23 protein-coding genes are annotated in these 20,273 nt (G+C 65.5%); 19 read left to right on the top strand and 4 right to left on the bottom strand.

What is annotated here, in order from left to right; genetic code table 11:
• Nucleotides 1-249 precede the first annotated feature (249 nt).
• The 15 genes from ACESL9_RS11875 to ACESL9_RS11805 all read left to right on the top strand — a co-directional run bounded on the left by ACESL9_RS11875 (nt 250) and on the right by ACESL9_RS11805 (nt 12,479).
• The gene (locus ACESL9_RS11875; RefSeq protein WP_372613338.1) at nt 250-1,437 is read left to right on the top strand and encodes a phage portal protein; all 1,188 of its coding nucleotides are present in this window, start codon (nt 250-252) and stop codon (nt 1,435-1,437) included.
• A complete protein-coding gene (locus tag ACESL9_RS11870; protein ID WP_306006237.1) occupies nt 1,430-1,663 on the top strand; it encodes a hypothetical protein in 234 nt (77 codons plus the stop codon). Before ACESL9_RS11875 ends, ACESL9_RS11870 begins: the two co-directional genes overlap by 8 nt.
• Before the next feature lie 23 nt (nt 1,664-1,686).
• Complete coding sequence (locus tag ACESL9_RS11865) at nt 1,687-2,259, top strand: HK97 family phage prohead protease (RefSeq protein WP_372613340.1); 573 nt, start codon at nt 1,687-1,689, stop codon at nt 2,257-2,259.
• A 35-nt stretch (nt 2,260-2,294) separates the two neighbouring features.
• On the top strand, nt 2,295-3,476 hold the full coding sequence (locus ACESL9_RS11860; RefSeq protein ID WP_372613342.1) for a phage major capsid protein: 1,182 nt from the start codon (nt 2,295-2,297) through the stop codon (nt 3,474-3,476).
• A 146-nt stretch (nt 3,477-3,622) separates the two neighbouring features.
• On the top strand, nt 3,623-4,222 hold the full coding sequence (locus ACESL9_RS11855) for a head-tail connector protein (RefSeq protein WP_372613343.1): 600 nt from the start codon (nt 3,623-3,625) through the stop codon (nt 4,220-4,222).
• Nucleotides 4,219-4,557: a head-tail adaptor protein gene (locus ACESL9_RS11850; protein WP_372613345.1), complete on the top strand. Its 339-nt coding sequence runs from the start codon at nt 4,219-4,221 to the stop codon at nt 4,555-4,557. Before ACESL9_RS11855 ends, ACESL9_RS11850 begins: the two co-directional genes overlap by 4 nt.
• Nucleotides 4,554-4,964 (top strand): DUF3168 domain-containing protein, encoded by a 411-nt coding sequence (locus ACESL9_RS11845; protein WP_372674856.1) that lies wholly within the window; start codon nt 4,554-4,556, stop codon nt 4,962-4,964. The genes ACESL9_RS11850 and ACESL9_RS11845 overlap by 4 nt, the downstream gene beginning before the upstream one ends.
• 31 nt (nt 4,965-4,995) lie before the next feature.
• Nucleotides 4,996-5,412, top strand: a complete 417-nt coding sequence (locus tag ACESL9_RS11840; protein WP_372613349.1) for a phage major tail protein, TP901-1 family — start codon at nt 4,996-4,998, stop codon at nt 5,410-5,412.
• Nucleotides 5,412-5,732: a gene transfer agent family protein gene (locus ACESL9_RS11835; RefSeq protein WP_372613351.1), complete on the top strand. Its 321-nt coding sequence runs from the start codon at nt 5,412-5,414 to the stop codon at nt 5,730-5,732. The genes ACESL9_RS11840 and ACESL9_RS11835 overlap by 1 nt, the downstream gene beginning before the upstream one ends.
• Nucleotides 5,733-5,736: 4 nt before the next feature.
• Nucleotides 5,737-5,946: a rcc01693 family protein gene (locus ACESL9_RS11830; protein ID WP_372613353.1), complete on the top strand. Its 210-nt coding sequence runs from the start codon at nt 5,737-5,739 to the stop codon at nt 5,944-5,946.
• Complete coding sequence (locus tag ACESL9_RS11825) at nt 5,933-6,595, top strand: phage tail tape measure protein (RefSeq protein ID WP_372613355.1); 663 nt, start codon at nt 5,933-5,935, stop codon at nt 6,593-6,595. The genes ACESL9_RS11830 and ACESL9_RS11825 overlap by 14 nt, the downstream gene beginning before the upstream one ends.
• Nucleotides 6,596-6,605: 10 nt before the next feature.
• Entirely contained in the window at nt 6,606-7,238 is a 633-nt protein-coding gene (locus tag ACESL9_RS11820; protein ID WP_372613357.1) for a TIGR02217 family protein, read from the top strand.
• Nucleotides 7,238-8,122, top strand: a complete 885-nt coding sequence (locus tag ACESL9_RS11815) for a DUF2163 domain-containing protein (RefSeq protein ID WP_372613359.1) — start codon at nt 7,238-7,240, stop codon at nt 8,120-8,122. Before ACESL9_RS11820 ends, ACESL9_RS11815 begins: the two co-directional genes overlap by 1 nt.
• Nucleotides 8,119-8,562 (top strand): NlpC/P60 family protein, encoded by a 444-nt coding sequence (locus tag ACESL9_RS11810; protein ID WP_372674855.1) that lies wholly within the window; start codon nt 8,119-8,121, stop codon nt 8,560-8,562. The genes ACESL9_RS11815 and ACESL9_RS11810 overlap by 4 nt, the downstream gene beginning before the upstream one ends.
• Nucleotides 8,562-12,479, top strand: a complete 3,918-nt coding sequence (locus ACESL9_RS11805; RefSeq protein ID WP_372674854.1) for a glycoside hydrolase/phage tail family protein — start codon at nt 8,562-8,564, stop codon at nt 12,477-12,479. The genes ACESL9_RS11810 and ACESL9_RS11805 overlap by 1 nt, the downstream gene beginning before the upstream one ends.
• A 4-nt stretch (nt 12,480-12,483) precedes the next feature.
• Here the strand turns inward: ACESL9_RS11805 and ACESL9_RS11800 are convergent, their stop codons facing one another.
• Nucleotides 12,484-12,822: a TraR/DksA family transcriptional regulator gene (locus ACESL9_RS11800; protein ID WP_372613364.1), complete on the bottom strand. Its 339-nt coding sequence runs from the start codon at nt 12,820-12,822 to the stop codon at nt 12,484-12,486.
• Nucleotides 12,823-12,905: 83 nt separating this feature from the next.
• On the opposite strand from ACESL9_RS11800, the gene cysE reads away from it, so the two are divergent.
• Entirely contained in the window at nt 12,906-13,715 is an 810-nt protein-coding gene (gene cysE / locus ACESL9_RS11795) for a serine O-acetyltransferase (RefSeq protein WP_372613366.1), read from the top strand.
• A gap of 112 nt (nt 13,716-13,827) precedes the next feature.
• Here the strand turns inward: cysE and ACESL9_RS11790 are convergent, their stop codons facing one another.
• Nucleotides 13,828-15,201, bottom strand: a complete 1,374-nt coding sequence (locus ACESL9_RS11790; protein ID WP_372613368.1) for a M20/M25/M40 family metallo-hydrolase — start codon at nt 15,199-15,201, stop codon at nt 13,828-13,830.
• 248 nt (nt 15,202-15,449) lie between these two features.
• Between ACESL9_RS11790 and hemA the strand changes: the two genes are divergently transcribed.
• From hemA to ispG, 3 genes are all read left to right on the top strand, one after another.
• Nucleotides 15,450-16,679, top strand: a complete 1,230-nt coding sequence (gene hemA / locus ACESL9_RS11785) for a 5-aminolevulinate synthase (protein WP_372613370.1) — start codon at nt 15,450-15,452, stop codon at nt 16,677-16,679.
• Between the two features lie 110 nt (nt 16,680-16,789).
• Entirely contained in the window at nt 16,790-18,079 is a 1,290-nt protein-coding gene (locus tag ACESL9_RS11780) for a helix-turn-helix domain-containing protein (RefSeq protein WP_372613372.1), read from the top strand.
• Nucleotides 18,080-18,150: 71 nt separating this feature from the next.
• Nucleotides 18,151-19,266, top strand: a complete 1,116-nt coding sequence (gene ispG / locus ACESL9_RS11775) for a flavodoxin-dependent (E)-4-hydroxy-3-methylbut-2-enyl-diphosphate synthase (protein WP_372613374.1) — start codon at nt 18,151-18,153, stop codon at nt 19,264-19,266.
• Between the two features lie 136 nt (nt 19,267-19,402).
• Here the strand turns inward: ispG and ACESL9_RS11770 are convergent, their stop codons facing one another.
• The gene (locus ACESL9_RS11770) at nt 19,403-19,936 is read right to left on the bottom strand and encodes a hypothetical protein (RefSeq protein ID WP_372674853.1); all 534 of its coding nucleotides are present in this window, start codon (nt 19,934-19,936) and stop codon (nt 19,403-19,405) included.
• 6 nt (nt 19,937-19,942) lie between these two features.
• A partial coding sequence (locus ACESL9_RS11765) for a DsbA family protein (RefSeq protein WP_372674852.1) occupies nt 19,943-20,273 on the bottom strand: 331 nt, incomplete at its 5' end.

Here is a 20,273-nt window from a genome sequence, read left to right as displayed (position 1 = left end):
CCTCACGAGAGGTTCCGCCCGACGGGCACCGCCGGGCAGCGCCCGCCCCGCCCCATGGGCGGGCGCTTCACGCCCACCCCGGGACGGGCGCTGCCCTCTGTTGCAAAGACGGAAAGGAGCAGCGCACGGTGCCGTTAGCGGTTCTTAAACTTTTCGCGACATGATCCACGACAAGCCGGGTCAAGCCCCGGATCGCATGAAGAGCCGGTGTCAAGGCATTGGCAAAAATGAGAAATCGAGGAGAGCCGGATGGCGGTATTTGACTTCTTCAAGGCGCGCGAGCCAGAGGCCCCCGAGGCCAAGGCCAGTGCGGCGGGGCCGGTGATGGCCTGGCCCGGGGCGGGCCGGGTGGCGTGGAGCCCGCGTGACATGGTCACGCTCACCCGGACCGGGTTTGCCGGCAACCCTGTGGGGTTTCGCTGTGTCAAGCTCATCGCCGAGGCCGCCGCCGCGCTGCCGCTGGTGCTTGAGGATCGCGAGACGCGGTTCGACACGCACCCGGTGCTGGGCCTGATGCGGCGGCCCAACCCGACGCAGGGCGCGGGCGAGTTTCTGGAGGCGCTTTATGCGCAGCTTCTGCTGACCGGGAATGCCTATCTCGAGGCGGTGGGCGCCGAGGGTGCGGTTCCGGTGGAGCTTTACGTGCTGCGCTCGGACCGGATGAGCCTCATTCCCGGTGTCGATGGCTGGCCGGTGGGGTATGAATACGCCGTCGGCGGGCGCAAGCATCGCTTTGCCGTGGGTGAGGGGCCGTCGCCGATCTGCCATATCAAGAGTTTCCATCCGCAGGACGACCATTATGGCCTGTCGCCGATGCAGGCGGCGGCGCAGGCGGTGGATGTGCACAACAGCGCCTCGCGCTGGTCCAAGGCGCTTCTCGACAATGCCGCCCGACCGTCAGGGGCGATTGTCTATCGCGGGGCCGAGGGGCAGGGCAGCTTGAGCACGGATCAATATGACCGGCTGGTGTCGGAAATGGAAAGCCACCACCAGGGCGCGCGCAATGCCGGGCGGCCGATGCTTCTCGAAGGCGGGCTCGACTGGAAGCCGATGGGGTTCAGCCCGTCGGACATGGAATTCCAGAAAACCAAGGAGGCCGCCGCGCGCGAGATCGCGCTGGCCTTCGGGGTGCCGCCGATGCTCTTGGGCATTCCGGGCGACGCGACCTATGCCAATTACCAGGAGGCCAACCGGGCGTTTTACCGCCTGACCGTGCTGCCGATGGCTCAGCGGGTGGCGGCGGCGCTGATTGCGTGGCTGGGAGATTTCAGCGGTGAGCGGCTCGCCCTCAAGCCCGATCTCGACCAGGTGAGCGCCCTGTCGGCCGAACGCGATGCGCAATGGCGGCGCGTGGCCGAGGCCGATTTCCTGAGCATGGCGGAAAAGCGCCGCCTTCTGGGCCTGCCGGTGAGCGCCGAGGGCGAGATGGATGATTGAGGACGAGCGCAGATACGGGTTCGAGGCGTTCGATTGCGCGCCCGCGCTGCGGCTTGAGGCGCATGAGCGGGTTGCACGACTTCAGCATGACGGGTTGGTGCGTCGGCTGGAAAAACTCGAAGAGATGATCGAGCGGCTGGAAAAGCGTTTGTGGCTGGCGGTTTACGGCGTGGTTGCCGTGATCCTTGGGCAGGCGTTCCAGTCGATCCTCGCGGCGGCGCCGTGAGGGGGACGAGGATGGAGAGAGCGATGGATATTGTGGAAATGAGTGGGCTGGAGAAGAAATTCTGCCGGTTTGACGGGGCGCTGAGCGTGACGCAAGCCGAGAGCGGTGGCGCGGTGATCGAGGGTTATGCGAGCCTGTTCGGAGCGCGCGACCAGGGTGGCGACGTGGTGGAAGCGGGCGCCTATGCGGCAAGCCTCAAGCGGCTGGCGGGCGAGGGGCGGCGGGTCAAGATGCTCTGGCAGCATGACCCGGCGCAGCCGATCGGGATCTGGGATGAAGTGCGCGAGGATGGCCGGGGGCTCTACGTCAAGGGGCGGCTTCTCGACGCGGTGGGCCGCGCGCGCGAGGCGGCGGCGCTGATCGCGGCCGGGGCGATTGACGGGCTCTCGATCGGCTATCGAACGCTCAGGGCGCGGAAAGGTGACACGGGGCTGCGACTCCTCAAGGAACTGGAGCTTTGGGAGGTGTCGCTTGTGACCTTCCCGATGCTGCCCAGTGCGCGGGTGGGGGCCAAGGGCGAGCGCCCCGAGGCCGAGACCTGGCGCGAATTGGCGGCGGTGTTCGACACGGCTGCCCGCGAGTTGGCGCGCGACTGACGCGCTGGGACAAACAAGAGACGAAGGAAAACGCGATGCGTGAACCCGAGACCAAGGCTCGGGCCGGAGGAGAGGTGTCTCCGATGGCCGAGATGAAGTCTGCCGTGACTGGCTTTCTGAGCGAGTTCAGGGACTTCAAGGACGATATTCATACAAGGTTTCAACAGCAGGAAGAGCGACTGACCATGCTTGATCGAAAATCCCATATCGCGGCACGTCCCGCGCTGGCCGTTTCGGCCGATCTCGACGCGCCGCACAAGAAGGCGTTCGATGCCTATCTGCGCTCGGGCGATGATGACGGGCTGCGCGGGCTCGAACTTGAAGGCAAGGCGATGAGCAGCGCGGTGGCGAGCGATGGCGGCTACCTTGTCGATCCGCAGACCGCGGCGCAGATCCGCAGCGTTCTGGAATCGACCGCGTCGATCCGGGCGGTGGCCAATGTCGTCAATGTCGAGGCCACGTCTTATGACGTGCTGGTCGACCATTCGGACGTCGGCGCGGGCTGGGCCACGGAGACCGGCACGGCGAGCGAGACCGCAACGCCCGCAATCGACCGGATCACAATTCCGCTGCATGAATTGTCGGCCCTGCCCAAGGCGTCGCAACGCCTGCTCGATGACAGCGCATTCGACATCGAGGGCTGGCTGGCCGGCCGGATTGCCGACAAGTTCGCCCGCGCCGAGGCGGCGGCCTTCGTGAGCGGCGATGGCGTGGACAAGCCCACGGGGTTCCTGACCCATGCCGTCGTGGCGAATGACAGCTGGAGCTGGGGCAACCTCGGTTACGTGCCGACCGGCGTGGATGGCGATTTCGACGGTGGCGAGGCGATCATCGACCTGGTTTACGCGCTGGGCGCGCAATACCGCGCCAACGGCACCTTCGTGATGAATTCCAAGACCGCCGGCGCGGTGCGCAAGCTCAAGGACAATGACGGGCGGTTCCTGTGGTCCGATGGCCTGGCCGCGGGTGAGCCTGCGCGCCTTTTGGGCTACCGCGTGCTCATTGCCGAGGACATGCCCGATATCGACAGCGGTGCGGATGCCATCGCGTTCGGCGATTTCGAGGCCGGTTACACCGTGGCCGAGCGCCCGGATCTGCGCATCCTGCGCGATCCGTTCAGCGCCAAGCCGCATGTGCTCTTTTACGCCACCAAGCGCGTGGGCGGTGATGTGAGCGATTTCGCGGCGATCAAGCTTTTGAGATTCGCCACCTCCTAAGGGCGGCGGATCGGGGGCGGGGTGGCCCGCCCCCGGGCGCGCGGGGTCGGGACAGGCGTTGGCCGGCTGCTCCCCTCCGTCCGAGCAACGCGGGCCCCGTGCGCCGCATTTCCCCCGGAAGGGGCCGGAATTTTCGGAGTGTATCCATGATGTTGATCGAAGAAACCGCTGTGCCTCCGGCGGCCTTGCCGGTGGAGGAATTCAAGGCGCATCTGCGGCTGGGCTCGGGCTTTGCCGAGGACAGCCTGCAGGATGCGGTGCTGGAGAGTTTCCTGCGCGCGGCCATTGCGGCCATCGAGGCGCGAACCGGCAAAATATTGATCGAGCGCGGCTTTTCCTGGGTGCTGACCCAATGGCGCGACCAGGCGGGTCAGGCCCTGCCGGTGGCGCCGGTGAGCGCGATCACGGAGCTGGTGCTGGTAGACCGGGGCGAGGCCGAGGAGGTTGTGGACCCCGCGCTTTACCGGCTCGACCGGGACATGCAGCGCCCGCGGCTGCGCCCGGTTGGCACGCTCTTGCCCAATGTTCCCACGGGCGGATCGGCGCGGATCGGTTTCGTCGCGGGGTTCGGCGCGGGCTGGGGTGATCTGCCTTCGGACCTGGCGCAGGCGGTGCTGCTTCTGGCGGCGCATTACTATGAATACCGCCACGAGACATCGCTGGGCGACGGGTGCATGCCGTTCGGCGTTACCTCGCTCATCGAGCGGTATCGCACGGTGCGGCTTTTTGCGGGAGGTGCGGCATGAGCGGGGTTCACCTCAACCGCAGGCTGGTTCTGGAGACGCCCGAGCGGGTGGCGGACGGGGCCGGTGGCTTTGCCGAGAGCTGGGTGGCGCTGGGCGAGCTTTGGGCCGAGGTCCGGGCACGCACCGGGCGCGAGAAGGATGGCGGTGCGGTGGCGCTGGCCACGGTGGGCTATCGCATCACGGTGCGCGCCGCGCCGGAGGGTCACAGCACGCGCCCGCGCCCCGAGCAGCGGCTGCGCGAGGGAGGACGGATCTTTCGCATCCTTGCCGTGACCGAGCGTGACGCCGCGGCGCGTTACCTTGTCTGTTACGCGGATGAGGAGGTGGCGGCATGAGCTATGGCGTGGCGGCCGCCCTTCAGGCGGCGGTGTACGACGCGTTGCGCGATGATGCCGCGCTGGCGGCACTGGTGAATGACGCGGTGTTCGATGCGGCGCCCGCGGGCGCCTTGCCCGGCACTTATGTGACGCTTGGCCCGGAACTCACCCGCGACCGGTCGGACCAGACCGGCCATGGCGCGCTGCACCGGATCACCGTGTCGGTGGTGACCGACAGCGCCGGGTTCCAGGCGGCCAAGGACGTGGCGGCGGCGGTCAGCGATGCGCTGGTTGATGCAGACCTCGCGCTGGCGCGCGGGCGGCTTGTCTATCTCAACTTCGAGCGCGCGCTGGCGCGGCGCGAGGGCAGCGGTGCCCGGCGGCGGATCGACCTCTGGTTTCGCGCCCGGGTGCAGGACGACTGAAATTTTACTTTGACACGAATGGAGACATCACATGGCGGCCCAGAATGGCAAGGACCTGTTGATCAAGGTGGACCTGACCGGGGACGGTCAGTTCGGAACGGTGGCGGGGCTGCGCGCGACGCGGGTGAGCTTCAACGCCGAGAGCGTGGACGTGACGAGCCTCGAATCCCAGGGCGGCTGGCGCGAGTTGCTGGCCGGGGCGGGCGTAAAATCGGCCTCGATCTCGGGCTCGGGCGTCTTCAAGGACGCCGACAGCGATGCGCGGGCACGGCAGATCTTCTTTGACGGTGAAACCCCGGACTTCCAGGTGGTCATTCCCGATTTCGGCGTGGTCGAGGGGCCGTTTCAGGTCACCGGCCTCGACTATGCCGGCAGCCATGACGGCGAGGCGAGTTATGAATTGTCGCTCGCCTCGGCGGGGGCGCTGAACTTCACGGCGGTGGTGTGATGGCGAACCCGTGGAGCGGCGAGGTGGCGCTTGTCATCGACGGCGAGCGTCATGTGCTCAAGCTGACGCTGGGGGCGCTGGCCGAGCTGGAGGCGGGACTGGAGAGCGGCACGCTGATCGAGCTTGTCGAGCGGTTCGAAGGTGGGGCGTTTTCGAGCCGCGATGTGCTGGCGCTTATCGTGGCGGGGCTGCGGGGCGGCGGCTGGCAGGGCAGTGCCGCCGACCTGGTGCAGGCCGAGATCGCGGGCGGGCCGATGGCGGCGGCGCGGGTGGCGGCGGAACTGCTGGCGCGGGCCTTCACGCTGCCCGAGGCGGGCTGAGCCGGTGGCGGGGTTCGACTGGCCCGCGCTGATGCGCGCCGGAATGCGGTGCCTTGGCCTCAGACCGGCGGAATTCTGGGCGCTGACCCCGGCCGAGTTGCAATTCCTGCTGGGACCCGAACGGGGTGCGGCACCGCTGGGGCGGGCGCGGCTGGACGAGTTGCTCCGCGCCTTTCCCGACGAACGAGGAGAGAGAGACGATGGCAGAGATTGACGGGCTGGACGCGCTTGAAACGCAGGTGGACGCGCTGGAACGGTCGCTGGGCGACGCGACCGGCGTGGCCGCCGGGTTCGAGGTCGAGTTGCAGCGCATTCGCGGCACGATGGCCCAGACCGGACAGGACGTGGCGGCGCTTGAACGGGGCCTGAGCCGGGGATTGCGGCGGGCCTTTGACGGGGTGTTGCTGGACGGGGCGAAGCTTTCGGATGCGCTCGACACGGTGGCGCGCTCGATGATCAACGCGACCTATAATGCCGCCGTCAAGCCGGTGACGGATCATGTCGGCGGGCTGCTCGCGCAAGGCGTCGGCAGCCTGATGGGCGGGCTCTTTCCCTTTGCCGAGGGCGCGCCGTTCAGCCAGGGCCGGGTGATGCCATTTGCCAATGGGGGCGTGGTCGGCGGGCCGACCTATTTCCCGATGCGTGGCGGCACCGGGCTTATGGGCGAGGCGGGACCGGAGGCGATCATGCCGCTGGCGCGCGGGTCCGATGGCAAGCTTGGGGTGCGCACGGAAGGGGGCGGGCGGCCTGTCCAGGTGGTGATGAACATCACCACGCCTGACGCGGGCAGTTTCCGGCGCAGCGAGGCGCAGATCGCCGCACAGATGGGCCGGGCGATCGCCCGCGGCCAGCGCAACCGGTAGGGGGCAAGTGATGAATTTCCACGAGGTGAGATTTCCCGCCAACCTGAGCTTCGGCTCGGTGGGCGGCCCGGAGCGGCGCACCGATGTCGTGACGCTGGCCAACGGATTCGAGGAGCGCAACACGCCCTGGGCGCATGCGCGCCGGCGCTATGACGCGGGGGTGTCGATGCGCTCGCTCGACGATATCGAGACGCTGATCGCGTTCTTCGAGGCGCGGCGTGGGCAGATGTATGGCTTTCGCTGGAAGGACTGGTCGGATTTCAAATCCTGCAAGGCCAGCGCCGCGCCCGCCTATACCGATCAGCAGATCGCGGTGGGCGACGAGGTGACGGTGGCGTTTCAGCTGAAGAAAACCTATCGCTCGGGTGCGTTCACCTATGTTCGCCCCATTTCCAAGCCGGTCAAGGGCAGCGTGCGCGTGGGCATCGAGGGCGAGGAACAGCAGGAGGGCGTGCATTACGAAGTCGATGAGACGACGGGGTTCGTTACCTTCACCCATCCCGTCAACAAGGGGATGCGCATCACCGCGGGCTTCGAGTTCGACGTACCGGTGCGGTTCGACACCGACCGGATCATGACCAACGTGGCTTCGTTCCGGGCGGGCGACGTGCCCAGCGTTCCGGTGGTGGAGGTGCGGGTCTGATGGCGTTCAACGAAGGGCTGCGCGCCCATCTGCAAAGCGGCGTGACGACGGTGTGCCATGCCTGGGCCATCACCCGGTCCGATGGCGTGACCTTCGGCTTTACCGACCATGATGCGGGGCTGAGCTTCGAGGGGATCGCGTTCAAGGCCGATACAGGGTTGTCCGCCATGGCGCTTCAGCAATCCACCGGCCTTTCGGTGGACAATACCGAGGCGCTGGGCGCGCTGTCGGATGCCGCCGTGACCGAGGCCGATATCGAGGCCGGCCGTTTCGACGGGGCCGAAGTGCGGGCCTGGCGGGTGAACTGGGCCGATGTGAGTGCGCGCCAGTTGATGTTTCGTGGCACGATCGGCGAGTTGAAACGCGCGGGCGGTGCATTCCGGGCCGAACTGCGCGGGCTGGCGGCGGTGCTCAATCGGCCGGTGGGGCGGGTCTATCAGAAGCCTTGCACCGCGGTTCTGGGCGATGCGGCCTGCGGGTTCGACGTGACGACGCCGGGGTACTTTGCCGAATTGCCGGTCGAGGCGGTCGAGGAGGGGAGCCGGTTCGTCTTTGACGTGCTGCCGGGGTTCGAGCCGGGATGGTTCGCGCACGGCGTGCTGGAGGGGCTGAGCGGTGCGAGCGCAGGGCTGCGCGGGATCATCAAGCGCGACGTGATCGACAGCGGTCCGCGCGTGATCGAGCTCTGGCACCCGATGCGCGACGGGATCGCGCCGGGCGACATGATCCGCCTTGTGGCGGGATGTGACAAGCGGATGGCGACCTGTCGACTCAAGTTCAACAACCTGCTCAATTTCCAGGGCTTTCCCGACCTGCCCGGCGAAAGCTGGCTGATGGTGCAGCCGGGGCAATCCGGGCAATTGGCCGGAGGCAGCCGGAGATGAGCAAAGGCGACGACATGGTGCGCGCGGCACGCGGCTGGATCGGCACGCCCTATCGGCATCAGGCTGCCGTCAGGGGGGCGGGGTGCGATTGCCTCGGGCTTTTGCGCGGGGTCTGGCGCGAGGTTCTGGGCCGGGAGCCGGAAGCGGTGCCACCCTATTCGATGGACTGGGCCGAGCCGCAGGGCGACGAGCGGTTATGGCAGGCCGCGCGGCGGCACCTTCGCGAGGTGTCGCTGACCTATGAGGCGCCGGGCGACGTGATTCTCTTTCGGATGCGCGCCGGGTCGGTCGCCAAGCATCTTGGGCTTGCCGCGCGCATCGGCACGAGCGCGACGTTCATTCATTCCTATGCCGGGCACGGGGTGGTCGAAAGCCCGCTCAGCACCCCGTGGCGGCGCCGGATCGCGGCGCGGTTCAGATTTCCCAAGGAGGCCAACTGATGGCGACGATACTACTTTCCGCTGCCGGGGCGGCGATTGGCGGCTCGATCGGGGGCACGGTCCTGGGCCTGTCTTCGGTCGCGGTGGGCCGTTTCGCCGGCGCTGCGCTGGGCCGGGTGATCGACCAGCGCGTGATGGGCGCAGGCTCGGACGCGGTGGAGACCGGGCGGATCGAGCGATTTCGCCTCACTGGTGCGGGCGAGGGCGACCCCATCGCGCAGGTCTATGGCCGGATTCAGGTTTCGGGCCATGTGATCTGGTCCACGCAATTTTCCGAGAGCGTGAGGGTCACGGGTGGCGGCAAGGGTGCCCCGCGTCAGCCCGAGCGGCGCGACTATTCCTATTCGGTCTCGCTGGCGATCGCGCTTTGCGAGGGCGAGATAACCGGCGTGGGCCGTATCTGGGCCGACGGGACCGAGATTGCGCCGGATGACCTGAACCTGCGGGTTCATCGCGGCACGCGCGACCAGTTGCCGGACGCGAAGATGGAGGCGGTCGAGGGGGCAGGACAGGTCCCCGCCTATCGCGGCACGGCCTATGTCGTGATCGAGGATCTCCAGCTTGCACAGTTCGGCAACCGGGTGCCGCAATTCACCTTCGAGGTCACGCGCCCGGCCCAACCGGGGCTTTCCGACGCCGAGGAAGACATGGCCCATGCCATCCGTGCCGTGGCGATGATGCCCGGATCGGGGGAGTATGCCTTGGCCACGACGCCGGTGCATTTCTCGCACGGGGTGGGAAAATCGGTGCTGGCCAATGTGAACACACCTGCGGGCAAGGCGGATTTCGCGGTTTCGGTCGAGCGCCTGAGCACGGAATTGCCGAATTGCGGTTCTACCTCGCTCATCGTGAGTTGGTTCGGGGACGATCTGCGCTGTGGAGACTGCACGATCCGACCCAAGGTCGAACAGGCCGAGTTCGACGGTGCCGAAATGCCCTGGAGGGTCGCAGGGGAGACCCGTGCCAGCGCATGGGTGGTGGCGCGCGATAACGACGACCGTCCGATTTACGGCGGCACGCCTGCCGATGCCTCGGTGATCGAGGCAATCGAGGCCTTGAATGCCGCCGGTCAGGCGGTCGTGTACTATCCCTTTATCCTGATGGACCAGCTTGCGGACAACACGCTGACCGATCCCTATAGCGGCGAAGAGGGCCAGCCGGTTCTGCCGTGGCGGGGGCGGATCACCACGTCGCTCGCCCCGGGGGTCGCGGGCAGCCCGGACGGCACAACGCAGGCCGAGGCGGAAGTGGCCGATTTCTTCGGCACGGCGCAGGCTTCGGATTTTGCCATTGCGGACGGTACCGTCACCTATTCCGGCCCGTCCGAGTGGCGCTATCGCCGCTTCATCCTGCACCAGGCCGCGCTTTGTGCGGCGGCGGGCGGGGTCGATGCGTTCTGCATCGGATCGGAAATGCGCGGGCTGACGCAGATCATGGGGGTGGGGAGCTTTCCGGCAGTGCAGGCGCTGCGCGATCTGGCCGCCGAGTGCCGCGCGATCCTGGGACCGGACACGAAAATCAGCTATGCCGCCGACTGGTCGGAATATTTCGGCTATAATGCACCCGGTGGTGATCGCTATTTCCACCTCGATCCGCTTTGGGCGGATGACAATACCGACTTTATCGGTATCGACAATTACATGCCGCTCTCGGATTGGCGCGACGGGCAGGATCACCGCGATGCGCAGGACTGGCCTGCGATCCATGATCTGGACTACCTGCAATCGAACGTGATGGGCGGTGAGGGCTATGACTGGTATTACCACTCGCCCGAGGCCCGCGTGGCGCAGATCCGTACAACCATCACCGATGGCGCGCATGACGAGCCATGGATCTGGCGGGTGAAGGACATCGCCAACTGGTGGCGTTTTGCCCATCACGAGCGAATCGGCGGAGTGCGGCAGGAAGAGCCGACCGACTGGGTGCCGATGTCGAAACCGATCTGGTTCACCGAGCTCGGCTGTGCGGCGATCGACAAGGGCACCAATCAGCCCAACAAGTTTCTCGATCCGAAATCGTCGGAATCGGCGATCCCCTATCATTCGAACGGGCGGCGCGATGAATTCATCCAGATGCAGTATCTGCGCGCGATGACGCGGTTCTGGAACGATCCGGCCAACAACCCTGTCAGTCCCGAATACGGCGGGCCGATGGTGGACATGTCGCGCGCCCATGTCTGGGCCTGGGATGCGCGGCCCTATCCGTTCTTTCCGGGGAATGACGGGCTCTGGACCGATGCTGCCAATTATGCACGCGGGCACTGGATCACGGGGCGGGTTTCGGCGCGGGCGCTCGCTTCGGTGGTCGAGGAGATCTGCGCGCGCGCCGGGCTGCATGATATCGACGTCTCAAGCCTGCGCGGGGTGGTGCGCGGCTATACGGTGCCCGATGTGGGCGATGCGCGCGCGGCGTTGCAACCTTTGATGCTCGCGCATGGCTTCGACGCGGTCGAGCGCGATGGAGTCTTGCGCTTCGTGATGCGCGACGGGGTCGAGGACCGGGCGCAGGACGCGGCGACCCTTGTGGCCCATGACGAGATCGAGGGCCGGATCGAGCGCAGCCGCGCCGCCGAGGCCGAACTGGTCGGGCGGGTGCGGCTGCGTTTCGTGCAGGCGGATGCGAATTTCGACGTGCTGGCCGAGGAGGCGGTGCTGCCCGACGCGGCAACCCATGCGGTGGCCGGCAGCGAACTGCCCATTGCCCTCACCCGCGCCGAGGGGCGGCAGGTGGTCGAGCGCTGGCTCTCCGAAGCGCGGGTCGCGCGAGACGGGTTGCGTTTTGCGCTGCCGCCCTCGCGGCTCGATATCGGGCCGGGCGATGTGCTCAGGCTCGACAGCGATGAGGGCGGCGATCTCTTGCGCGTGGACCGGGTCGAGCTTGGCGCGTCGCAGATCGTCGAGGCGGTTCGGATCGAGCCGGAAACCTATCAACCCTCCGACATTGCCGACGATGGCGTGCAGCTTGGCGAGTTCGTGCCGCCGGTGCCGGTGTTCCCGCTCTTTCTCGACCTGCCGTTGATGAGTGGCGCGGAAGAGCCCCATGCGCCCCACCTGGCGATCACCGCCGATCCCTGGCCCGGCTCGGTCGCGGTCCACGCCTCGGACAGCGACAGCAACTACGCGCTCGACAGGATCGTCGCGGCGCGGGCCACGGTCGGGATCACCCGCGCACCGCTTCTCGCGGCGCGACCGGGATTGATCGACCGTGGCGAGGGGCTTCTGGTCGAGCTCACGTCGGGACAACTTGAATCGGTGGATGATCTGGCGCTGCTGAACGGTGCGAACCTGGCCGCGATCGGCGATGGCAGCGCCGAAAACTGGGAACTTTTCCAGTTCCGCGATGCCGAGCTTGTCGGCGAGAATACATATATGCTGCGCCACCGTTTGCGCGGGCAACTGGGCAGCGACGCCTGGCAACCCGAGGTCTGGCCGGCGGGGTCGTATTTCGTTCTCATGGACGGGGTGCCCGGTCAGGTCGGCCTCGCGCTGTCGCAACGCAACCGGGCCCGGCACTACCGGATCGGCCCGGCGCGGCGGGCCTATACCGACCCGTCCTATGTTCATCAGGTCGCGGCATTTTCCGGCGTCGGGTTGAAACCGCTCAGCCCGGTGCATCTGCGCGCGACGCAGGATGCGAGCGGAGATATGAACCTGCGCTGGGTGCGGCGCACGCGGATCGGTGGCGACAGTTGGGACGGGATCGACGTGCCGCTGGGCGAGGAACGCGAAAGCTATGTGGTGCGGGTGATACAGGGCGGCGCGATCCTGCGCGAAGAGCAGGTGAGCGCGCCCGAATGGACCTATGCGGCGGCCAAACAATCCACCGACGGGGCCAGCGGCGCGACCGACCTTGCCGTGGCCCAGGTCTCGGCCATTTATGGCGCCGGGGCCTTCGCAACGCTGACAGTCACGCTTTGACCCTTCAACCCGATGCGCAGGAGATGCAGCGTGTCACGCCGGGGTCGAGTTCGAGCCGCTTGGGCGCAATTTCGTCGCCGCAATCCTCGCAATAGCCGAATTCGCCCTCGTCGATGCGTTTGAGCGCGGCCCGCAACCGGCGCTCCAGCGCATCGCGCCGGACCTGCGTGGCCTTGGCCATCGCCTGATTCTGCAACGCGTCCATCCGGCTCAGCCGCCCGACCGATTGCTGGTCGAGCGTCACCACCCCCTGACCCTCGCGCCCGAGCGCGTTCTCTTCCTCGAGATCGGCAAGCTGCGCTTCTATGAGGGCGCGGAACCGGGTGATTTTGGTGTCATCCATCGTGATCTGCATCCTCACGGCTTTGCGTTTGGCACTGCCACCCTATGTGATATAAGCTGGGTAAAGCAAAGGACAGGACGCAGATGGCAAAAACCCGCACCAAACTGGCCGAGCTCGATCCGGTCTGGGCCCGCATCGTCGAGGAGGCCGAACAGGCCGTCCGGGACGAGCCGCTTCTGGGCGGGCTTGTCCATTCCAGCGTGATCTACCACGGTTCACTCGAACGGGCGCTGGCTTACCGGATCTCTCTCAAGCTGACTTCGGGCGAGATGTCGGCCCAGATCCTGCGCGAAATCTGCGACGAGGCCTATTCCTCCGATCCGTCTCTCGCCACCGATGCGCGCGCCGATATCGCGGCGGTTTACGATCGCGATCCCGCCTGCCACCGATTCCTTCAGCCCTTGCTGTTTTTCAAGGGCTTTCTTGCGGTGCAGGCCTATCGCGTGGCGCATTGGCTGTGGAACGAGGGCCGCACGGATCTTGCACTCTTTCTCCAGATGCGCGTCTCCGAGGTGTTTTCCATCGACATCCACCCGGCCGCGCGGATCGGCAAGGGCATCATGATCGACCACGCCCATTCGATCGTCATCGGTGAAACCGCGGTGGTGGGCGACAATGTCTCGCTGCTGCATTCCGTCACGCTTGGCGGGACCGGCAAGGACGATCAGGACCGCCACCCCAAGATCGGCAACGGCGTTCTGATTGGTGCAGGCGCCAAGGTTCTGGGCAATATCCGGGTTGGCGATTGCTCGCGCATCGCGGCCGGTTCGGTCGTGCTGACCGAGGTGCCGCCCTGCAAGACCGTGGCGGGTGTGCCCGCGCGGATCGTGGGCGAGGCGGGCTGCGACCAGCCCGCCATGACCATGGACCAGATCCTCAAGAACGGCGCGTAAAAAGTCTGTTTTTCGGCGAAAATCGATTTGCGCACAGATACGACCCGGCGCATGCCCGGGCCGCAAGCGCCTTGGGCGGAAATAAGCCAATCGGGGAGTCTTGCCCCAAGCCTCACCTGGTCAGCGCATCAAGAACCCGTGCCCAGCTGCGTGTGCCCTTGTGGAAACTCTCCATGTCGTATTTCTCGTTCGGGCTGTGGATCTGGTCGTCATCCTTGCCAAAGCCGATCAGCATCGAATCCATTTCGGTGATCGTCTTGAAATAGCCCGCGATCGGGATCGACCCGCCACAGCCGATATAGGCCGCCGTGTCGGGCCATTCGTCAGAAAGTGCCCGGCGGGCCTTTTCAAAGGCAGGATCATCGATCGACATCTGCGACGCCGGCGCGCCTTTCTCCGTGCGGTACTCCACGCTGAACCCCTCGGGCAACTGCCCTTCGAGATAGGCGCGAAAGCTCTTGCGGATCGCGTCCGGGTCCTGCGTGCCGACAAGGCGGAAACTGATCTTGGCGCTGGCCTTCGATGGCAGAACGGTCTTGAACCCGTCCCCGGTATATCCGCCCCAGATGCCGTTCACGTCGCAGGTGGGCCGTGACCAGATCATTTCCAGCGGCGTGCGGTCCTGTTCGCCCGCGGGCTCCTTCAGCCCGACATCGCCGAGAAATTTCGCGTGATCGAAACCCAGCCCCTGCCACTGGCTCAGGATGTCATCCGAAAGCTCGGGCACGCCGTCATAAAAGCCGGGCAGGGTGATGCGCCCGGTGTCGTCATGCAGCCCGGCGATGATTTTCGTCAGCACCCGGATCGGGTTCATCGCGATGCCGCCATACATGCCCGAGTGCAAATCTCGGCTCGGCCCGGTGATGGTGAAATCCTCGCCCAGGAGCCCGCGCAGCATGGTCGTGATCGCGGGCACGCGGCTCTCGAACATGCCGGTGTCGCAAATCAGCGCAATGTCGGCCTTCAACTCGTCGCGATTCGCCTCCATGAACGGGACCAGCGACGGCGAGCCCGACTCTTCCTCGCCCTCAAGGAAAAACGTGATCTGGCAGGGCAGGCTGCCATGCACCGCCTTCCATGCGCGGCAGGCTTCGACAAAGGTCATGAGCTGGCCCTTGTCATCCGCCGCCCCGCGCCCGCGAATGACCCGGCCCGCTTCGGTCTCTTCCACGGCCGGATCGAACGGGTCGCGATCCCACAACTCCAGCGGATCGACCGGTTGCACGTCGTAATGCCCATAGAAAAGCAGGTGCGGCCCGTCGCCCTCGACATGGCCCACGACCATCGGATGGCCCGTGGTGGGGCGTTTTTCCGCTTTCACACCAAGGCTTTGCAGGTCCGCAACCAGCCAGTCGGCGGCCTTGTCACACTCCGCCTTGTAGGCCGGATCGGTCGAGATGGACTGAATCCGCAGAAGCTCCATCAGGCGGTCGGTGGCGGCGGGCAGATCTGAATCGATCCGGGCCAGGACGGCATCGAGTGACATGGTCGGGCTCCTTGGATTGTGCGAATGCGTGTCGCGGCGGAGAGTAACAGCCGCGCCCACGGTGTCCAGCACGACATGGAGCGCAGAACTTGACTTCGGTCAAAGTCCCGGGGAGCGGCAATTTGTATTCTTTCTTGAAGGTGCCTCAATGGTTAGAATAACGGGCAGGATGCGAACAGGGCCGCGGCCCGCCCCCGGAAAAATGGGCCAAAAGGCCCCATGCCGGGATGAATGAGAGGGGACGTCGCGTGGACTACATGGCTCAACTGGATCGGTGCCTCAACAACCTGCACGAAGAGGGGCGCTATCGCACCTTCATCGACATCGAGCGCCAGAACGGCAATTTCCCCCATGCCATGTGGCGCCGCCCGGATGGCAGCGAGCAGCCGGTTACCGTCTGGTGCGGGAACGACTATCTCGGCATGGGCCAGAATCCGGCGGTCCTGTCGGCCATGCACGAGGCGATCGAGGCCACCGGCGCGGGTTCGGGTGGCACGCGCAACATTTCCGGCACAACCGTCTATCACAAACGGCTCGAGGCCGAACTGGCCGACCTGCACCGGAAAGAGGCGGCGCTGCTGTTCACATCTGCCTATATCGCCAATGACGCGACGCTTTCGACCCTGCCCAAGCTCTTTCCGGGGCTGATCATCTATTCCGACGAACTGAACCATGCCAGCATGATCGAGGGCGTGCGCCGCAATGGCGGGGCCAAGCGCATCTTCCGCCATAACGACGTGGCGCATCTGCGCGAATTGCTGGCCGCCGACGATCCGTCTGCGCCCAAGCTGATCGCCTTCGAATCGGTCTATTCGATGGATGGCGACTTCGGCCCCATCGAGGCGATTTGCGATCTCGCCGACGAATTCGGCGCCCTTACCTATATCGACGAGGTCCATGCCGTGGGCATGTATGGCCCGCGCGGGGCGGGCGTGAGCGAACGCGACCGCCTTGCCCATCGCATCGACATCATCAACGGCACGCTGGCCAAGGCCTATGGCGTGATGGGCGGCTATATCGCGGCCAGCGCGAAAATGTGCGACGCGATCCGCTCCTACGCGCCGGGCTTCATCTTCACCACCTCGCTGGCCCCCTCCATTGCCGCCGGGGCCGCGGCCTCCGTGGCCTACCTCAAGACATCGCAAGGCCAGGCCCTGCGCGACCGTCACCAGGAACAGGCCAAGGCGCTCAAGCTGCGCCTCAAGGGGTTGGGCCTGCCGATCATCGACCATGGAAGCCATATCGTCCCGGTGATCGTCGGCGACCCGGTCCATACCAAGCAACTGTCCGACATGCTTCTGGATCAGTTCGGCATCTACGTGCAGCCGATCAATTTCCCCACCGTGCCGCGCGGCACCGAACGGCTTCGCTTCACGCCGTCGCCGGTGCACGGTCGGAATGAAATCGACAGCCTGATCCGCGCGATGGACGAACTTTGGGCGCATTGTGCGCTGAATCGTGCCGAACTTTCAGCCTGAGCCATGGCCACATATGCAATTTTTCTTGTGCTGTGCTATGGATATGTAATTGAGAGTGAACGAGTCGGGGCGACCCTGTCTCGATTCGCTACGCAAGCAGGGGCAGGAATGTGATCGGTCGCAGATTCAGGCGCGAAGCGCAGGACGATGTGGTTGAACCCAAGGGGTTCGACGATTACGACACACGCCTTGGCGACCTGATGCGCGGCGAGCGCGCCACGATGGGCAAATCCCTTCTGGATGTCCAACGCGAACTGCGAATAAAGGCCGCCTATATCGCCGCCATAGAAAACGCCGATCCCTCGGCCTTCGACACGCCCGGCTTCATCGCCGGTTACGTGCGTTCATACGCGCGCTATCTCGGCATGGACCCCGACAAGGCATTCGCGGCCTTCTGCGAGGAATCCGGTTTCACCACGGCGCACGGCATGTCGGCCGCGGCCTCGACGATCCGAAAATCCGACGCGCCGGCCGAGCCGCGCCGCGCAGGGTCCGGCCGGAATGCCCACGATCCGGTTCTGGGGTCCGGACTCGGCTTTTATCCGGCCGGGGAGAGCGTGTTTTCACGGATCGAACCGCGTGCCGTCGGTTCGCTCCTCGTGCTGGTGGCGCTGGTCGGAGCGCTGGGTTTCGGCGGTTGGACCATCCTGAACGAGGTGCAGCGCGTGCAGGTCGCACCGGTCGATCAGACCCCGAACGTCCTGGCGGATCTCGACCCGCTCGCGGGTGTGGTCGCCGTGTCCGATAACGAGGACGTCGTGACCGCGTCGCGTTCCAGCACCGGTGATTTCACGCCACCGTCGCAGTCGCTCGACCGGCTCTATCGCCCCGAGGCGCTTGATATGCCGGTCATGGTGTCACGCGACGGGCCGATCTCGTCGCTCGATCCGGGCGCCACCGGAAGTTTCTTGGAACCCGAGACGGTCAGCGTGGAGGCGACCACAGAGCCGTCCGAACCTGCCGTGCCCCAGGTCGTCGCCGAGGAGGAAAAAGGCGTGATGCTGTTTGCCGTGCGCCCGGCATGGGTACGCATCCGCGCCGGTGATGGTTCGGTCATCTTCGAAAAGATCCTCGAAGCGGGCGAGGAGTACAAGCTTCCCGAAAACGTCGAAGCTCCCACGCTTCAGGCTGGTATGTCCGGTTCGCTCTACTTCGAGATCGACGGCGAACTCTTCGGTCCCGCCGGTAGCGGCACCTCGACCGTGCGCCGCCTGCCCATCGCCCGCGATGAGCTTATGGCCAGCTTCGAACCCGCCGATCTCAGCCGGGATCCCGAATTGGCCAAGGTCATCGCACTGGCCGAGTCGGAATCCGGCGAGGCACAATCCGGTGATGCACAATCCGAAGAGGTGCAGGCCGGCGAATTGCGGGCCGGCGAAGTGACCCGCGAGACGGACTGATCCGCCGCATTGCAGCGGGCGGGCATGGGGACTATCTAACCCGTGAAAGCAATCGCGACCGGGAAACGCACATGACCCTCAATCACGTCCGTCCGTGGCGCAACATCTATCGCCGCCAAAGCCGCCAGATCCATGTCGGCCCGGTGCCGGTCGGGGGCGATGCGCCGATCGCCGTCCAGACCATGACCAACACGCCCACCACCGATGTCGCGGCCACCATCGCGCAGGTGCAGGCCGCCGCCGAGGCGGGGGCCGATATCGTGCGGGTCTCGGTGCCCGACGAGGCATCGTCAAGGGCGCTGCGTGAAATCACCCGCGAAAGCCCGGTGCCGATCGTCGCCGACATTCATTTCCATTATCGCCGCGCCATCGAGGCGGCGGAGGCCGGGGCTGCCTGTCTGCGCATCAATCCCGGAAATATCGGCTCACCCGAGCGCGTGCGCGAGGTGATTTCCGCCGCCCGCGATCATGGCTGTTCGATCCGCATCGGCGTGAATGCCGGTAGCCTCGAAAAGCACCTGCTGGAAAAATACGGTGAGCCTTGCCCCGACGCGATGGTCGAAAGCGGGCTCGATCATATCCGCATCCTGCAAGACCACGATTTCCACGAGTTCAAGATCAGCGTGAAAGCCTCCGACGTGTTCATGTCGGCCGCCGCCTATCAACAACTGGCCGAGGCCACCGACGCCCCCATTCACCTCGGCATCACCGAGGCGGGAGGGTTGACCTCCGGCACGATCAAGAGCGCGATCGGCCTGGGGCAGCTTCTCTGGATGGGCATCGGCGACACGTTGCGGGTGTCGCTCTCGGCCGATCCGGTCGAAGAGGTCAAGGTCGGCTTCGAGATCCTCAAGTCGCTGGGCCTGCGCCATCGTGGGGTCAATATCATTTCCTGTCCCTCCTGCGCGCGGCAGGGGTTCGACGTGATCAAGACGGTCGAGGAACTGGAAAAACGGCTCGCCCATATCCACACCCCGATGAGCCTTTCGATCATTGGCTGCGTCGTCAACGGCCCGGGCGAGGCGCTGATGACCGATGTCGGCTTTACCGGCGGGGGGGCCGGGTCGGGCATGGTCTACCTCGCGGGCAAGCAGGATCACAAGCAGGGCAACGAGGGCATGATCGACCATATCGTCGAACTGGTCGAAAAGCGCGCTGCCCAGATCGAGGCGTCGGGCGAATCATGATGCGCGCGGGGCGTTAACCGGTTCCCTTCATGGCTTTGCCGCAACGGGGCGGTGCACGCATGTCAGCCGGGCGGCAGCCGGAGATCACCCCCGGTTTTGCGTTGAAAGATCACTGTTAACCCGACCGTGCGGTGCCTTACTGGCCGGTCCCTTTTTCGAGATATCCGGCCAGGACTGGCGCGGGCATGTGACCCTGAATCATCATGCGCGGCATGACGTAAAAGGGCAACTCGCCAACCTCCAGCGCATCGGCAAGATCACCATGTGCGTCCCGGTCTATCAACATGACCTTCAGTTCGTAAGATTCGGATAAATAACGCAAATCACGCTCGGCCTCTGCGCAGGGGGGGCAATCTTCGGCGGTGAAGAGCGTAATGATGTTGTCCGCCGTCGGGTTCCCGAACCCCGGCAGGTCGTCATCGAAAAGCGCATCCGCGTGCCGGGCGATCAACGCGTGATCGGCGGCGATTTCCTCTTCGTAAGCGGGGGCCGGGTACGGCGATTGAAGGGTGAGGGACAAGCCACTGACAAGGCTTGGGTTTTCAAGGATGACCTCGCGAATTTCCGCGCCCAGAATATACCGCTCCGTGTCCGTCAAGGCCCGGAAATCCGTCTCTGCCATGGCCACGCCGGGCCCGAGCAGCACCACGATACCAAGAAGCAGCTTCATTTCAGTTCAACGACCGCGCACCTCGTCCACGATCTCGATCATGCCATCGAGCGGCATATATCCCCTGACCAACTGGTCTTCCACGACAAAGGTGGGCGTTCCGTTGATGCTCATCCGCTGCGCCAACGCGCGGTTGTCGGCGATCACCTCGCTCACCGCATCAGTTTCCATCCGGGCAAAGACCGCATCCGCATCAAGGTCAAACGAATCCGCCAACCGCCGCAAAACGGCTTCCTCTGGGCTTGGCTTGAGTTTCATGAGCGCGTCGCTCACCGCGTGGTAGGTCTCGTCGCCCGCGAGTTGAAGCGTCGCAATCGCGAAACGCGAAGAGGTTTCG

It is taken from the genome of Aquicoccus sp. (genome assembly GCF_041686535.1).
Classification (GTDB): domain Bacteria; phylum Pseudomonadota; class Alphaproteobacteria; order Rhodobacterales; family Rhodobacteraceae; genus Aquicoccus.
Note: the sequence above shows the minus strand (reverse complement) of the source record. Positions and strands in the feature narration are given on the sequence as shown.

Excerpts from the sequence above, each read along its gene's own strand:
- ACESL9_RS11815 (WP_372613359.1), top strand. The coding sequence starts at position 7,238 with ATGGCGTTCAACGAAGGGCTGCGCGCCCATCTGCAAAGCGGCGTGACG.
- ACESL9_RS11875 (WP_372613338.1), top strand. The coding sequence starts at position 250 with ATGGCGGTATTTGACTTCTTCAAGGCGCGCGAGCCAGAGGCCCCCGAG.
- ispG (WP_372613374.1), top strand. The coding sequence starts at position 18,151 with ATGACCCTCAATCACGTCCGTCCGTGGCGCAACATCTATCGCCGCCAA.
- ACESL9_RS11820 (WP_372613357.1), top strand. The coding sequence starts at position 6,606 with ATGAATTTCCACGAGGTGAGATTTCCCGCCAACCTGAGCTTCGGCTCG.
- ACESL9_RS11825 (WP_372613355.1), top strand. The coding sequence starts at position 5,933 with ATGGCAGAGATTGACGGGCTGGACGCGCTTGAAACGCAGGTGGACGCG.
- ACESL9_RS11800 (WP_372613364.1), bottom strand. The coding sequence starts at position 12,822 with ATGGATGACACCAAAATCACCCGGTTCCGCGCCCTCATAGAAGCGCAG.
- ACESL9_RS11870 (WP_306006237.1), top strand. The coding sequence starts at position 1,430 with ATGATTGAGGACGAGCGCAGATACGGGTTCGAGGCGTTCGATTGCGCG.
- ACESL9_RS11840 (WP_372613349.1), top strand. The coding sequence starts at position 4,996 with ATGGCGGCCCAGAATGGCAAGGACCTGTTGATCAAGGTGGACCTGACC.
- ACESL9_RS11790 (WP_372613368.1), bottom strand. The coding sequence starts at position 15,201 with ATGTCACTCGATGCCGTCCTGGCCCGGATCGATTCAGATCTGCCCGCC.
- ACESL9_RS11865 (WP_372613340.1), top strand. The coding sequence starts at position 1,687 with ATGGATATTGTGGAAATGAGTGGGCTGGAGAAGAAATTCTGCCGGTTT.
- ACESL9_RS11855 (WP_372613343.1), top strand. The coding sequence starts at position 3,623 with ATGATGTTGATCGAAGAAACCGCTGTGCCTCCGGCGGCCTTGCCGGTG.
- ACESL9_RS11810 (WP_372674855.1), top strand. The coding sequence starts at position 8,119 with ATGAGCAAAGGCGACGACATGGTGCGCGCGGCACGCGGCTGGATCGGC.
- ACESL9_RS11850 (WP_372613345.1), top strand. The coding sequence starts at position 4,219 with ATGAGCGGGGTTCACCTCAACCGCAGGCTGGTTCTGGAGACGCCCGAG.
- ACESL9_RS11770 (WP_372674853.1), bottom strand. The coding sequence starts at position 19,936 with ATGAAGCTGCTTCTTGGTATCGTGGTGCTGCTCGGGCCCGGCGTGGCC.
- ACESL9_RS11835 (WP_372613351.1), top strand. The coding sequence starts at position 5,412 with ATGGCGAACCCGTGGAGCGGCGAGGTGGCGCTTGTCATCGACGGCGAG.
- cysE (WP_372613366.1), top strand. The coding sequence starts at position 12,906 with ATGGCAAAAACCCGCACCAAACTGGCCGAGCTCGATCCGGTCTGGGCC.
- ACESL9_RS11845 (WP_372674856.1), top strand. The coding sequence starts at position 4,554 with ATGAGCTATGGCGTGGCGGCCGCCCTTCAGGCGGCGGTGTACGACGCG.
- ACESL9_RS11805 (WP_372674854.1), top strand. The coding sequence starts at position 8,562 with ATGGCGACGATACTACTTTCCGCTGCCGGGGCGGCGATTGGCGGCTCG.
- ACESL9_RS11860 (WP_372613342.1), top strand. The coding sequence starts at position 2,295 with ATGCGTGAACCCGAGACCAAGGCTCGGGCCGGAGGAGAGGTGTCTCCG.